The 14,648-nt window shown below is 60.1% G+C and carries 14 protein-coding genes; 8 read left to right on the top strand and 6 right to left on the bottom strand.

What is annotated here, in order from left to right; all coding sequences use genetic code 11:
- Positions 1-192 precede the first annotated feature (192 nt).
- The 6 genes from AC1DF8_RS12375 to AC1DF8_RS12350 form a co-directional block, all read right to left on the bottom strand.
- On the bottom strand, positions 193-447 hold the full coding sequence (locus AC1DF8_RS12375) for a hypothetical protein (protein WP_478153756.1): 255 nt from the start codon (positions 445-447) through the stop codon (positions 193-195).
- 381 nt (positions 448-828) lie between these two features.
- On the bottom strand, positions 829-1,650 hold the full coding sequence (locus tag AC1DF8_RS12370) for a carbohydrate ABC transporter permease (protein ID WP_113206550.1): 822 nt from the start codon (positions 1,648-1,650) through the stop codon (positions 829-831).
- Positions 1,647-2,519 carry a carbohydrate ABC transporter permease gene (locus AC1DF8_RS12365; RefSeq protein WP_113202381.1) on the bottom strand — a complete coding sequence of 291 codons (873 nt, stop codon included), beginning with the start codon at positions 2,517-2,519 and terminating at the stop codon, positions 1,647-1,649. The genes AC1DF8_RS12370 and AC1DF8_RS12365 overlap by 4 nt, the downstream gene beginning before the upstream one ends.
- 55 nt (positions 2,520-2,574) lie before the next feature.
- A complete protein-coding gene (locus tag AC1DF8_RS12360) occupies positions 2,575-3,906 on the bottom strand; it encodes an extracellular solute-binding protein (protein ID WP_478153755.1) in 1,332 nt (443 codons plus the stop codon).
- Positions 3,907-3,956: 50 nt separating this feature from the next.
- The gene (locus AC1DF8_RS12355; protein ID WP_478153754.1) at positions 3,957-5,474 is read right to left on the bottom strand and encodes a putative N-acetylmannosamine-6-phosphate 2-epimerase; all 1,518 of its coding nucleotides are present in this window, start codon (positions 5,472-5,474) and stop codon (positions 3,957-3,959) included.
- A gap of 68 nt (positions 5,475-5,542) precedes the next feature.
- Entirely contained in the window at positions 5,543-6,292 is a 750-nt protein-coding gene (locus AC1DF8_RS12350; RefSeq protein ID WP_113212787.1) for a GntR family transcriptional regulator, read from the bottom strand.
- Between the two features lie 190 nt (positions 6,293-6,482).
- Between AC1DF8_RS12350 and AC1DF8_RS12345 the strand changes: the two genes are divergently transcribed.
- The 8 genes from AC1DF8_RS12345 to AC1DF8_RS12310 are packed head-to-tail and all read left to right on the top strand — an operon-like array spanning position 6,483 to position 14,579.
- Positions 6,483-7,226: a FadR/GntR family transcriptional regulator gene (locus AC1DF8_RS12345; RefSeq protein ID WP_112970503.1), complete on the top strand. Its 744-nt coding sequence runs from the start codon at positions 6,483-6,485 to the stop codon at positions 7,224-7,226.
- On the top strand, positions 7,210-8,808 hold the full coding sequence (locus AC1DF8_RS12340; protein WP_478153753.1) for an ABC transporter substrate-binding protein: 1,599 nt from the start codon (positions 7,210-7,212) through the stop codon (positions 8,806-8,808). The genes AC1DF8_RS12345 and AC1DF8_RS12340 overlap by 17 nt, the downstream gene beginning before the upstream one ends.
- A gap of 54 nt (positions 8,809-8,862) precedes the next feature.
- Positions 8,863-9,822, top strand: a complete 960-nt coding sequence (locus AC1DF8_RS12335; RefSeq protein ID WP_112542741.1) for an ABC transporter permease — start codon at positions 8,863-8,865, stop codon at positions 9,820-9,822.
- A 1-nt stretch (position 9,823) separates the two neighbouring features.
- On the top strand, positions 9,824-10,702 hold the full coding sequence (locus tag AC1DF8_RS12330; RefSeq protein WP_113117522.1) for an ABC transporter permease: 879 nt from the start codon (positions 9,824-9,826) through the stop codon (positions 10,700-10,702).
- A 19-nt stretch (positions 10,703-10,721) separates the two neighbouring features.
- A complete protein-coding gene (locus tag AC1DF8_RS12325) occupies positions 10,722-11,639 on the top strand; it encodes a dihydrodipicolinate synthase family protein (RefSeq protein ID WP_113015116.1) in 918 nt (305 codons plus the stop codon).
- A gap of 8 nt (positions 11,640-11,647) precedes the next feature.
- Complete coding sequence (locus tag AC1DF8_RS12320) at positions 11,648-12,664, top strand: ABC transporter ATP-binding protein (protein ID WP_478153752.1); 1,017 nt, start codon at positions 11,648-11,650, stop codon at positions 12,662-12,664.
- The gene (locus tag AC1DF8_RS12315) at positions 12,665-13,618 is read left to right on the top strand and encodes an ABC transporter ATP-binding protein (protein WP_478153751.1); all 954 of its coding nucleotides are present in this window, start codon (positions 12,665-12,667) and stop codon (positions 13,616-13,618) included.
- A gap of 25 nt (positions 13,619-13,643) precedes the next feature.
- Positions 13,644-14,579, top strand: coding sequence for a dihydrodipicolinate synthase family protein (locus AC1DF8_RS12310; RefSeq protein WP_478153750.1), 936 nt, complete (start codon positions 13,644-13,646; stop codon positions 14,577-14,579).
- Positions 14,580-14,648 lie beyond the last annotated feature (69 nt).

Genomic DNA, 14,648 nt, shown 5'->3' with positions numbered 1-14,648 from the left:
ACCGCGAATGTTACAGAGTGGTGCGTGGATCCGCGTTTGTGCGGAATTCGGTTTTGGCATCTTTTATTCGGTCGCCGCGGTCGGCACCTCTCAGCGAATGGATTTCGGGCGTCCGCAGGCGGGCATTCGTTTCAGTGTTGCGACGCCGATCACATGGCAACTCGATACCGCCGCTGGGCTGTGGTGATCGCGTCAGGACTTAACGATTGGATTGCGGTCAAGAAGAAGACCCTGCAAGCGGCCACGCCCGCTATTAAGAGGAATGTCTTTGAACAACCGCGATATCATGCGCGGTCGAAGTCCTTGCCTCTCATCGATGAGGAGGAATGACATCCTCTTGATTTCGATCGTCATCACGCCTGCATTGTCATGGCGACGATAATTCCGCGAATCGATCGCATGGAATCCGTTTTCCACCGCCCAAGCGGCTATCATATCCGCGTTCATTAAAATCTTGCTCCAGGAGGTGCGGACGTGGCTTCTCCAGCTGTCCCGACCGTGCAAATCGCTTTTGCAGTCCTACTGATACCGCAACCGAAACGCTCTAAGCCAGTCAAATGCGTCCAAGATTTCAGTTGCCCCATAGGTGTTGCCAGAAAGACTCGCAGCAACCGATACGACCCTTCCGTACGCCCTGCCGTTTGGTGCTCTGGGATAGGAACTGGCGACACCGCCTATGCAGGTTGAGAGCCCTCAGCTCGAAGGCAATAAGGCAGAAAGCGGACTTGCGACGCGTGGTCGGTAGGGCGACCGCCTCACGCAGTCATTTCCAGTTGGCGAGGTACTGGACGTCATGGCGATATTGAGGTTGTTCGAATTCCGCCTCGCCTAGCCTTTGATAGCCCCCGCCGTCATCGAGCCCGAAATTTGCCGATACATCAGCAAGCCGAGGAAGACGGGCGGCAGAGCGCCGAGGATCATGACCGCCGACGCGGTCCCCCATTGGACGCCGCCGCCGCTTGCGGCAAAGAAGAACGATGCACCGACAGTCATCGGCACTGCCTTGTTCGTCGTCAGCATCAGCCCGAAGAGGAACTCGTTCCAGGCGGTGATGAAGCCGAAGATGAAGGTCGTGACCAGAGCGGGCCGCACCACCGGCCGGATGATGCTGACCATGATCTGCCACGAACTCGCCCCGTCCACCCTCGCCGCCTCGTCCAGTTCCAGCGGAACGTCGGAAATCGCATTGACGAGGATGACGAGCGCCAGCGGCGTGTTGACGATGGTCAGGATCAGGCCGAGGCCAAGCTGCGTGTCGAGCAGGCCCAGAAACTGGTACATCATGTAAAGCGGGATCGCGAAAATGATGAGCGGCACGGCGCGCAGATTGATGACAACAGGCAGCAGCGTGTGTTTGCCGACCTCGCTCCTTGCGATCGCATAGGCAGCGGGAAAGGCAAGCAGGATTGCAAGCCCGGTGCCGATCAATGAGGCAACGGTACTGTTCCAGAGATAGGAATAGATGTTGAAGCGATCGGTCTGCGTCAGAACACGCAGGTAATTTTCGAACGTCGGCTGATTGATCCACAAACCGGGATTGATCGAAAGCTCACGCGCGCTTTTGAACGACGTGACAAGCGTCACGATCACCGGGAAATTCATTGCGAGAGCGGCAACGGCAAAGACGATCCAGCGCAGTGCGTTTATCATGGCTCACGTCTCCTGCGGCCAGCCAGCCAGTTGAGGCCGTAGAGCACGATCAGCGACGTCAGGAAGAGGACGACGGAAGCCGCCACAGCCTTGCCGATCGCGCCCTCCTTGAAAAACGCCTGGTAGATATAGATCGACAATGATGTCGTCGAGCCGCCTGCGCCGCTGCCGGTCAGGGCGTAGACATTGTCGAAGACGCGAAAGCCGTCGATGAAACGGATGAAAAAGGCGATGACCAGTGTCGGCAGCATTAACGGCAGCTCGACAAACCAGAGGGTTTTAATGGCCGAGGCGCCATCGAGCGAGGCTGCCTCACGCACGTCGATCGGCACTGCGACATAGGCCATGTAGAAGAGTAGGAAGGCGAACGGCGTCCATTGTAGGGTTTCGACCACGATCAGGGTCCACAATGCGTGTGAAACGTCGAGAAAGGCCGGGCTGTCGCCAAACCACATGAAGAGATAATAGGGCACAGGCCCGGCAAATTCGTGCAGCACCAGACGGTACATCAGGCCGATCATGGCGGGCGCCACCATCAGCGGCAGCATGAGCGGGGCCATCAGTGCCGATCGCTTCGATAAAAGCGGCGCCAGAAAGATCGCCAGGAACAGCCCGAGCAGGCATTCGATCATCGCCGTCAGAATGCCGAAACGCAGGGAAAAGGACGTGGCGCGCCAAAAATCGCGATCGGCGAGCACGGAAACATAGTTGCCAAAGCCGCTCAGCGTCGGACTTCGCAGGGTCTGGAAGTCGACGGTCGAGACTGAATAGATGAGGTTGATGACAGCAGGAAAGCCGAGAAACAGCAGCAGGAACCCCACGAGCGGCGTGAGATAGGCTCTTGCCTCGGCACGTTTTATGATCGCCATTTCAATCCGCCGGATGGGCCGGACGCCTTGCGGGAGGCAAGGCGTCCGGCTGATATCACTTCTTCAAGAGATCCTGCATTCCGGCCTTGGTGTGAGCCAGCGCATCGTCGAGGTTCTGCTGGCCCGACCAGTAGCCGGTGAATTCCTTGGCCTGCAGTTCATAGACGGAGAGTGCGTTGGCCGACGTGGCACCATTCATCACGTAGCCGAATTTGCTGGCGAACTCGCCGAGCTTGACGAGATCGGGACGTTCCTTGGCGACTTTCGCCACAACGTCAGGCGTAAGGGCTGGCGAACCGCCCTTTCGGGCATAGAGCAAGGCGGCATCCTCGCCCGCCAGCCATTTCAGGAATTTGACGGCGCCGTCCTTGTTCTTGGCGTTCTTGTTGAGGCCGAGGCCAAGGCCGTGAATATGGTCGGCGCGGCTATCCGGCCCGGCCGGCGGCGCCACGATACCGGTGACCTCGGCAACGGCAGGGGTTTTCTCGGCACTGGTGAGATCCGCGGCAGCGGCGTTCCACTGAAGAGCTGTAGCCGCCTGACCGGAACCGAACGCGGCATTGGTCTCGGCATATTCGTAGCTCAGCGAATCCTTGGGCGAAGCGCCAGCGTCGTAAAGCTTCTTATAGAGTTCGAGGCCAGTCTTGTAGGCGTTGGAATCGACGGTGATATTGCCCTCTTCATCGGTCCAGTTTCCACCGTAGGAGCGTGGCAAAGACTGAAACACCATCATGTTGAAAAGCAGGTTCTTCATCTGCAGGACCGTGCCATAGCGCACGGGGCTTTCGGGATTGACTTGCTTGGAGAAATAGAGAGCCGTCGCCGCCCAATCGTCCCAGGTCCAGCTGTCCGGATCCTTCGGCTGCAATTCCTTGCCGAGATACTGCTTGGCGATTTCGGCATATTTCTTCTTGGCCGCATCGTCCTTCATCAGCGCATCGATCAGATCCTTGCGGTAATACATGAAATGCAGCGACAGGTCCGTCGGCACGCCGTACTGCTTGCCGTCGAACTGCATGGTCTTCAGCACGGATTCGCCAAACGTCTTGGCAGCGCCATCGCCGAGATCGACGGGTTCCATATACGGCGCGTAACGGCCGATCGAGTAAGTGGCGACGAGATTGATATCAAAGGCGGTCGAGCCTGCTGCCATGTCGGCCTGCAGCTTGTCGAAGAAGCCCTCCCGATTGAAGAACAAAAGCTCGACCTTGTCGGCATCGCTGATGCCGGCTGTCTTGTTATATTCTTCGACGGTTGCGCGCAGCGCCGTTTCTTCCGAGCCGCCCGGCCAGCCGAGAACGGTGACTGTCGCGTTTGAGGTCCCCGGCAGAGCAACGCTTGCGAGAAGTAAGGCAAGCGCGGATAGGGTCGTTCTGTTCACTGTCATCGTAGTTCCCTCTTTTTTGTTAGGTTAGGATCGATGTCTTTCGGAATTCGTCAGTCACCCTGAACTGCAAGGCTCGCCACGCCGATGATACCCGCACGGCTGCCGAGCTTGGCGGCCACCAGAACAGGCGTCAGCCTGGGATCGACACCCGCAAAACAATTGCGCATGCGGTCGAGATAACCGGATGCAAGGCCGATGCCGCCACCGATGACGATATGCGTCGGATCGAGCATCATCTGAATGTCACGGCAGAGCGTTGCCGCACGAAATGCCGATTGCGAGACGATCTCGCCAGCCCAGGTCTCGCCGCGGTCGGCCTGCTCGAACACCTCGGCTGCGGTACCCGGGTGCCCGGCCTTTTGGGCCTCCGCCGCGATCCAGCGGCCGGACGTCTGATCTTCAAGCGGCGACTGCCCAGCGGACGGACCACGGATCAGTCCGAAATGGCCGGCAAGCCCTGTTAGCGCACGACCATTGACGATAATGCCGCCGCCGATGCCGGTCGAGATAGTCAGGAACACCAGATCGCCACCATTGCCGGCGCCAAACCGATATTCTCCCCAAGCGGCCGCCTGCGCATCGTTGATCGCAAAAACCGGTTTGCCGAAAACGGCGCTTGCCTTGTCAACCAACGGATAGCGGTCGGGGATCCCGAGCGTTGCCGGGTTGAGCGCAGACCAGCATCCGTCCTGAATGAAGCCGGTGACGGCAATACCGACGCGGCAATAGCGATCCGTCCAGGATCGAGTAGCGTCCGCGATCACGGAAAGCCACGCATCCGGACCTGCTTCCCGTGCCGTCGGCACCGTCATTTCATCCAGCACGTCGCTGCCCCTGACGAGCGCTGCCATCGTCTTCGTGCCGCCAATATCGATTGCAAGCGCCGTCTGCAGGCTGTCGGCATCGTAGGCCGCGGCAACGGCATCGCGAAACCACGAGGTCACATGCTCGGTGCGTGTAATCGCTGACCCCACGACGACGGCGAATGCTCCGGCGTCGGCGGCACTTGCCGCCTGCTCGGGCGTGCGAATGCGACCCTCGGCAATGACATAGGGTGTGAGTGCTCGCATCGCTCTGATCAGGTCGATATCCGGATCGACGGGCTCAGGCCCGCCGACATAGCCGGAAAGCGTTGTGCCGACGAAATCGACCCCGGCTGCCAAAGCGTTGCGCGCGTCGTCGAGGTTCGAGCAATCAGCCATCGTCAGCTTGCCGCGTGCCCTGACAGCCTTGACCAGCGCATCGATGGATGCCGGCCGAACACGTTCCGTCGCATCGAAGGCGATGATGTCGGCGCCGGCATCCGCCAGCGCTTCGGCATCGGCAACGAAGGGCGTGATCCGCACCGGACTGTCATCGAGATCGCGCTTGACGATGCCGATGATCGGTACGGTCACGGCGGGGCGTACCGCTTTCACGTAGCCGACGGATTCGATCCGCAATGCCTTTGCACCCGCATCGACGGCGGCTCTCGCAAATCCAATGACGAATTCAGCCGTGTCCGTCGGCCCGCCGGGAACCGGCTGGCAGGAAACGATAAGGCTTTTCTTGATGTCGTCGCGCTGCAATCGTGACACTCCATTTCAGGATCACGATAATTGGAAAGTACCAGATTACAACCAGTTTATGACTGGTATCATCGCGTTAGCTCGAACACGAAGTCATAAACATCGCCCTTGTAGCGGCTCTCGCAATATTCGACGATCTGGCCGTCACCAAGAAAACAGCGGCGCTCCGTCATCAGCAGCGGCGCTCCAGCTTCGCAATGGAGATACTGCGCATCCTCAGCTGAGGCCGCCCGCGAACGCATACGCTGGACGGCACGCTGAGGAAGAAACCCGCGTGCTTGCAGCGCTTCGTAAAGGGAATCGCCGACCAGGCTTGCCGACGGAATGAAGCGAACGGGGACCGTTGACGTCTCCACGGCAATGGGCACGCCATCGGCTGTGCGGATGCGCTTCATGCGCAGGATGTGGCTGTTTCCGGCCACTCCGAGCGCCATCATTTCCGTGGGGGACGGTCGGCTTATCTGCTTGGAAAGCCATATACATCCGGGAGTAAGCCCGCGCGCAAGGATATCCTCCGAAAAGCTCGTGAGTGTGGAAAGAGACTTTTCGACCCGCGATCCGACCTCGGTCTTGAAACCGTGGCGGCGATTGAGGAAGCCCTCCTCCTCAAGCAGCGCCAGCGCCTTGCGTATCGTCACGCGCGAAAGCGACAGGGCTTCCGCAAGCACCCGCTCTCCGGGCAGAACGGCGCCTGCCTTGACCGCATTCGAAAGGATCGCAGTTTCGATCGCCGACTTTAGCCGCTTGTAGAGCGGCAGACCCGATGCCGAGGCCTGCAACTCCTTGTCGATCACGTCGATCAGTTCATCCGTCGCCATAGCGTTCCCGATGCTCTCAAAATTTTTCTGCGGAAGTCCTCTGGATCTATACTGGTATTAAAATGATGGGGCAATCGCCTTGGTCGCAACCAGTTTTCCACAGATAGTTCCAAACCTGCCCATTTGACAGATATCCTACAAGTGGATATGTAGCTCCCATCTTATCGGCGAGGCGAAGAGAAGATAAGGCATGGCGTTGAAATCGATGAAGCCGCTAACACGCGCACCGCTGCTGCATGTATCCGTGCAGGAAAGCCTGCGCGCTTACGTCCATGATAACGGCTTGGCGCCGGGAACAATGTTGCCTGCCGAGGGAGAGCTCGCCGCCCAGCTCGGCGTCAGCCGCAATTCGCTGCGCGAAGGCATCAAGGCGCTGGAATCGCTCGGAGTTCTGGAGACGCGGCGCGGCGTCGGCATCTTCGTGAAGGCCTTTTCCTTCGAGCCGCTTTTAGACAACCTTGCCTATGGCCTTGGCGGGGCGTTGCGACAGATCGAAGAAGTGATCGAAATCCGCCGCACGCTCGAAGTGGGATTGATCGGCAAGACGATTGAGATGATCGGCGCGGAGGATCTCGCCGAGCTGCGTGCGACCGTCAACCGGATGCGTGTCCATGCCGAACGCGGCGAAACCTTCGCCGAGGATGACCAGCTGTTCCACCGGCTGCTGTTTCGCTGCCAGGACAATGAGACGCTCGTGCGACTGATCGATGTCTTCTGGCTCGCCTTCTACAAGGCATCGGATTTCGTCAACCTCGACAATGTCGATCCGATGGCGACCTGGCGCGATCACGCCGCAATTGTCGATGCGATCGAGGCAAAGGATCTGGAGGAAGCGCGCAAGCGCATGGATCGCCACTACGAGGGCATTGCCCAAGTGATTGCCAACAACAAGACAAGTTCAAACGTGGGAGGAACACATGAAAAGACTGTCTAGATTATCCGTAGCCGCGCTCGGCGCCATGCTGTCGACGGTTGCCGTTCCGGCACTTGTCGCTTCGGCTGTCGCAACCCAGGCTGAGGCCGCCACGCTATCTGGCGGTTTCGATGTCGGTCCAGGCGGTTTCCAGGGTAATTTCAATCCGCTCGCCGCGACCTCCGGCTTCACCTGGCTCAGCATCTATTACGAACCGCTCATTACCTATGACGAGAAATTGCAGAAGGTCGTCGGCGCACTGGCCAGCTCCTATGAGGTCAGCCCGGACCAGATGACCTACACGTTCAAGCTGGCGGATGCCAAATGGCACGACGGCAAGCCGTTTACCGCCAAGGACGCAAAGTTCACCATGGGCCTTGCGATGGATGCGAAAACCGGCTCGGTGCTCGCAGCACGCCTGAAGGCCGTCTCGTCGGTCGAGGCGCCGGATGACCACACTGTCGTCATCAAGCTCAGCGCACCGAGCGGCAGTCTGCTCGATACGATGACCAAGGTGATGATGCTGCCGGAGCATGCGCTCTCCTCGATCCCTGCAGACCAACTGGCGAAGAGCATATGGTGGTCCACCACTCCGATCGGCACCGGTCCGTTCAAGTTTACCAAATACGTCTCGGATCAATATGTCGAACTTGCCGCCAACACCGACTATCGCGGTGGCAAGCCTGCGCTGGAGCGCGTCATCAATCGCTATTTCGCGAATCCGGCAGCCGCTATTGCGGCGCTGAGATCCGGCGAGATCCAGTTCACCTATGTCGATTCCAACGACGTCCCGACCTTCAAGGACAACAAGGACTTCAAGGTCATCGAAGGTGACTCCTTCGTGGTCAACTATCTCGGCTTCAATCACGATTCGCCGATCTGGAAGGATGTGCGGGTCCGCAAGGCGGTGATGTATGCGATCAATCGCGATGCCATCATCAAGAGCCTCTATGGCGGCGCGGCCAAACCCGCCAACTGCGCCTACGTTGCCGAGCAACTGATACCGCAGGGCATCGACAACTATGCCTATGATCCGGAGAAGGCCAAGCAACTGTTGACGGAAGCAGGCTGGGATCAGATCAACGGCGGCAAACCAATCACGCTTCTGACCTATTACACCACGCCTTTGGCGACCAATGTCCTTGCCGCAGTCCAGGCCATGCTTGCCCAGGTCGGCATCAATATCGTTCCGCGTGCCGTCGATACGCCGACCTATAACAGCATCGTGCTGAACGCGAAGCCGGATATCGCCCAATTCCAGATGGTCTATGCCGGGCTTCAGAACGGACCGGATGCCGGAAGCATCAATGTCGGCCTCAACGAGAAGCAGATTCCACCGGCCGGACCGAACGTCGCCAGAGTTCGCATGCCTGACCTTTCGAAGGCACTCGATACGGCGCTTGGCGAGCCGGACATCGCCAAGCGGGATGCGGCCTATCAGGACGTCTGCAAGGTGATGAACACCAACCTCCCCTGGGCGACGCTCTGGGTCGCCAATCGCTACGGCGTCGTCTCGGCCAAGGTGAAGGATTTCGTCTGGACGCCTGCGCCGGGCGGCGGGCCTTATCAGGCCGACCCGCAGAAATGGTCGGTCGCCGAATAGGCGTTTCCGCAAAGCTAAAGGGTGGCTTCGGCCACCCTGACGGACGGATTTACGATGCTCCGATACAGTCTCAGACGCCTGATGATAGGAATAGGCATGCTCATTGCGTTGAGCATGCTGATTTTCCTGATGCTGCGCCTGGCGCCAGGCGATCCGATCGATGCCTATATCGATCCGAACATACCGATGTCGCCGGCCGATCTCGCCGATCTGCGCAGCCGCCTCGGCCTCGATCAGCCGCTTCCCCTCCAGTATCTCGGCTGGCTGCAGCAGGCGTTGACGGGCAATCTTGGCTATTCGATCAAGCGTCTCGACCAGCCGGTTCTCGGCCTGGTTCTATCGCGGATCGGTCCGACGGTGCTGTTGATGGGCACTGCACTTGTCTTTGCTGTCGTCGCCGGCATCGCCTTTGGGGTGATCAGCGCGGTCCGCCGCAATTCCATCGCCGATCTCTCCCTGTCTGTCTTTGCGCTCGCCGGCATTTCGAGCCCGGCATTTCTCAGCGCGCTGATCGGCCTCTATGTTTTCTCGGTCCGGCTGCACTGGATGCCCTCAGGCGGCATGCTGACCCCTGGCGAGGAATTCTCGGTTGGCGATCTCCTGCATCACCTGATCCTGCCGGCCGCCCTTCTGTCTGTCGCACAGGGCGCATTGATCATGCGCTACATGCGCGCTTCGCTGCTCGAAGTCCTGAACCAGGATTATGTCCGCACGGCGCGGGCCAAGGGCGTCCACAAGTTCTGGGTGATCGCCAAGCATGCCTTGCGCAATGCACTCCTTCCGATCGTGACGCTGGTCGGTTCGACCATCGGCCTTGCGATCGGCGGCGCCATTTTCATCGAGAGTGTCTTCAATTGGCCGGGCATGGGGCTTCTGCTGGTCGATGCCGTGCAGACCCGTGATTACCCGGTCATCATGGGGGCAACGCTCATCATCGGCGCTTGCGTCATCGTCGTCAATCTTCTGACCGACATCACGTATGCGGTCGTCGATCCGCGCATCAAGGTGGGCTGACATGCTGGCACGCTCTCCGCAATCCCGCAGCCCGGGGCCACTTGCCCGCGCTTTCGAACGCTTTCTGCACAATCGCGCCGCCGTTGCCGGCGTCTGCATCGCAGTTCCCATGCTGGCGCTGATCCTCTCCTACCCGCTGTGGTGGACTTTCCAGCCGAATGACATCGATCTCTTGGCGATGAACAGCGGTCCGACGATGACGCACTGGTTCGGAACCGACGGTGTCGGCCGCGATGTCTTTGCGCGGGTGCTGGAAGGCGGCAGGATTTCGCTGCTGGTTGCCGTCGCATCGACGGCTCTTTCCGCGGTTATCGGCTTTCTTTTCGGAGCCATCTCCGCGCTTGCCGGACGCTGGGCCGATGCAGCCTCCATGCGCTTCGTCGATCTGGTGATGACCTTGCCGCCTGTCATCTTCCTGCTCGTGCTTGCCTCGATTGCGGGCACCGGCATCTGGCCGACGGTCATCGTCATCTCGCTTCTCTCATGGCCGTTGCTTGCGCGCATGATCCGCTCCCGACTGCTGGAATTGCGCGAGCGCGACTTCGTCATGGCCGCGCGCGGCATGGGTGCCGGCATCGGCCACCTGCTCTTCCGCCATGGCCTGCCGAATTCGATCGATATCCTTGTGGTCTATGCGACGCTGCAGATCGCCAATGCCATCCTGCTCGAGGCGGGCCTGTCTTTCCTCGGTCTCGGTATCGCACCGCCGGCGGCAAGCTGGGGCAACATGCTGAATGCGGCCCGCTCGACCGCCGTGCTCGAACAATATCCGTGGCAATGGCTCTTTCCCGGTGCCGCGCTGATCCTTGCCGTGCTTGCAATCAACTTCATTGGCGATGGCCTCAGAGATGCCTTCGACCCTCGTGCCGAACTGAACTGACAATCGAAAGAAAGAGAAAATGACCAAATTCAAGGGCGTTGTTCCCCCCGTCGTCACGCCGCTCAATCCGGATTTCACCGTCGACTACCCCTCCTATACACGCGTGCTGGAACATCTGATCGATGCCGGCTGCCACGGCGTATTCGTGCTGGGCTCGACGAGCGAAGTCATCTTCCATGACGAAAAGACCCGGCGTGAGATCATCGAGCATTCCGCCAAGGTGGTAAATGGGCGCGTGCCGCTGATCGTCGGCGTCATTGATCCGACCACGGATCGCGTCATCGCCCATTCCAAGGTTGCAAAGGCGGCCGGCGCCGATGCGGTCGTGGTGACTGCACCCTTCTACACCGTCACCAGCCAGTCCGAGATCCTCGATCACTTCCGCTATATCCGCGACGCGGTGGACGTTCCGCTGGTTGCCTATGACATTCCCGTCTGTGTGCACGTCAAGCTTCAACGGCAGACCGTCGTCACGCTCGCCAAGGAAGGTACGATCATCGGCCTCAAGGATTCCAGCGGCGACGATGGCAACTTCCGTTACGCGCTCCTCGACCTCGCCGAACACAAGGACATCTTCCTGATGACCGGCTCCGAGATCGTCGTCGACAATGCTCTCCTGATGGGTGCGCATGGCGTCGTTCCCGGTATCGCCAATGTCGATCCCCACGGCTACGTCCGCCTCTGGGATGCCGCCCAGCGTGGTGACTGGGTTGCCGCCAAGAAGGAGCAGGAGCGGCTTTGCCGTCTCTTCGAAATCGTCTGGGTCGCGCAGGGTCGTGTGAGCGGCGGCGCATCCGGCATCGGTGCCTTCAAGGCCGCCATGCGCAGCCTCGGCATTATCGATTCTGCTGTTATGCCGCGACCGCGCGCTGCTCTGAACGATGCCGAAACCGCACGGATCGATGCGATCCTGCGTGCAACCGGCCTGCTGAACTGAGAGGGCTGATGGTGCAGACCGCCGAACCCGTACTCGACATCAAGGGATTGCGAACGGTCTTCCGCGTCCGCGGCAGCGAGATCACGGCGGTCAACGATATCGACCTGACGGTTGCCGCCGGCGAGACGCTAGCTCTCGTCGGCGAATCCGGTTCCGGCAAGTCGGTGACGAGCCTGTCGGTCATGCGGCTGCTCACCCGCAACATCGGGGTTATCGCCGCAGGCAGCATCCGTCTGACGACGCGGTCCGGTGCAGTCCAGGATCTTGTTTCTCTCGACGAGGAGAGCATGCGCCGGATCAGGGGTGACGACATCGGCATGGTGTTCCAGGAGCCGATGTCGAGCCTCAATCCCGTCTTCACGATCGGCGATCAGATTGCCGAACCGATCCGCATCCATCGCGGTGCAGGCCGCAAGGCTGCGATGGATGCCGCTGTCACGCTGCTTGAAAGCGTCGGCATACCGGACGCCAGACGTCGCGCCGGCCAATACCCGCATGAACTCTCAGGCGGCATGCGCCAACGCGCCACGATCGCAATGGCGCTCGCCTGCGATCCGGCACTGTTGATTGCCGACGAGCCGACCACAGCGCTCGACGTGACGATCCAGGCGCAGATTCTCGATCTGCTGCTCAAGCTGCAGCGCGAGCGCGGCATGGCGATGCTCTTCGTCACGCACAATCTCGGCGTCGTCGCCGAAATCGCCCATCGCGTCGCGGTCATGTATGCCGGCAGGATCGTCGAGGAGGGACCGGTCGGCGAGGTTTTCCGCAATCCGAAGCATCCCTATACGATGGGCCTGCTCGCCTCCATGCCACGGCTTGGCGACGCAACACGGATGAAACAGGCGGGTGAAAAGCTCGCAGCCATTCCCGGCATGGTCCCGAGCCTGATGAACATGCCGAGCGGTTGTGCTTTCGCGCCGCGCTGCAAATTCGCGGTCGATGCCTGTCGCGCCGCGGTTCCCGCGCTTGAAAAGATCAATTCGCAGCATCGCAGCCGCTGCATCAGATGGCAGGAGATCTAGATGAGCGACCCCCTGCTCTCCGTCCGTGACCTTTCGAAACATTATACGTCCCGCGGTGCGCGGCTGACCATCCTGCAAGGCATCTCCTTCGATATCGGCAAGGGTGAAGTCGTCGGGCTTGTCGGTGAATCCGGCAGCGGAAAGACCACGATCGGGCGCTCCGTCCTTCGGCTGGTCGAACCTTCGTCAGGCAGCGTCCGCTTCGATGGGAAAGAACTGACGGACCTTTCCGCCTCGGCGCTGCGGCGGCAACGGCCGCGCATGCAGTATATTTTCCAGGACCCCTTCGCCAGCCTGTCGCCGCGTATGACGATCGGCGAAATCCTGACGGAGGGCTTGAAGATCCAGGGGATCGGATCGGCACGCGACAGGCTTGAACGAGCCCAAGCCGCCCTGGCCCAGGTCGAGCTGCCGGCCGATGCGATCAATCGTTACGCGCATGAGTTTTCCGGTGGGCAGAGGCAGCGCATCGGCATCGCCCGCGCCCTGACCCTGTCGCCCGAATTCATCGTGGCCGACGAACCGGTCTCCGCGCTGGATGTCTCGATCCAGGCGCAGGTCATCAACCTTCTGCGCGAATTGCAGCAACGGCTCGGGCTGACCATGCTGTTCATCTCGCATGATCTTGCTGTCGTCGAATATATCTGCGACCGGGTGATCGTGCTCTATCTCGGCCGCATCATGGAGATCGCACCGAGCGCCGACCTTTATGCGAGGCCACAGCATCCCTATACGCGCGCCCTGCTCTCCGCCATTCCCTCACCCGATCCGGATGCCAGGCGTGACCGGCAGATCCTCAAAGGCGATATTCCAAGTCCGGCCAACCCGCCGAGCGGTTGCGTCTTTCGCACACGCTGTCCGAGCGCGCTCGATGCCTGCGCTGGTGACGTTCCTCAACTGCGTGAGGTCGCGCCCGGCCAGTTCAAGGCCTGTATCCGCGACGATCTCGATTGAATTGAAACCTCAGGGAAAACGATAGATGAACGCGAAGAAGCCGCATCCCGCCATCAGCGGCAACTGGGCGAGCCTGCTGCTGCCGATCGCGCCCGACGATAGCATCGAATTCGACAAGCTCGGCGAGGAGATCGATATCCTCATCGACGCCAAAGTCGATGGCATTTATTCGAACGGCACCGCCGGTGAATTCCACAGTCAGACCGAGGAGGAGTTCGACAGGATACAGGCATTGCTGGCCGAGCGCTGCAGGCAAGCCTCGACGCCGTTCGTGATTGGCGCCTGCCAGCCGGACCCGCTGATCATGCTCAACCGCGTCCGGCGGGCCAGCGCACTTTATCCGGCCGCCATTCAGGTGATCCTGCCGGACTGGTGGCCGCTCACCGATGCCGAAGCGATCGACTTTCTGAACCGTGCTGCGGAAACGGCCAGTGGAATTCCGCTCATTCTTTACAATCCGCCACATGCAAAGCGCGTCCTCACGCCCAAAGAACTGGGTGCGGTCTGCGCTTCAGTGCCCCGCGTGACCGGCATCAAGCTCGCTGACGGCGACAGCTCCTGGTATGCAGAGGCTCGTCGTCATCTTGCAGGCCAGTCTCTCTTCGTTCCCGGCCACCATCTTGCAACCGGCACAAAGGAGGGTGTGGCGGCAGGCTCGTTTTCCAATGTCGCTTGCCTCAGCCCCCGCGGCGCGCAAAAATGGACGGCCTCGATGCGCAGCGACATCGATGCCGCACTCGATCTCGAGCGACGGATCTGCGCATTCATGGACAATCACATCGTCCCTTTCCGCCAAAACATGGGTTTTTCGAACGCTGCCCTCGACAAATTGCTGAGTGCGATCGGCAATTGGGGACCCGTGGGAACTCGTCTGCGGTTTCCCTACCGATCGATCGATGCTTCGGAAGCCGAGCGATTGCGAAGAATTGCAATGTCAGAGCTCCCCGATCTATTTCACTGAGGCACAGGGCGAGGCGCGTTGGGGCCTCGAGCGGACCCGAACCGGCGATCCTGAAGAAACTCGCCGCTC

It is taken from the genome of Rhizobium sp. 05N49 (assembly GCF_056396805.1).
Note: the sequence above shows the minus strand (reverse complement) of the source record. Positions and strands in the feature narration are given on the sequence as shown.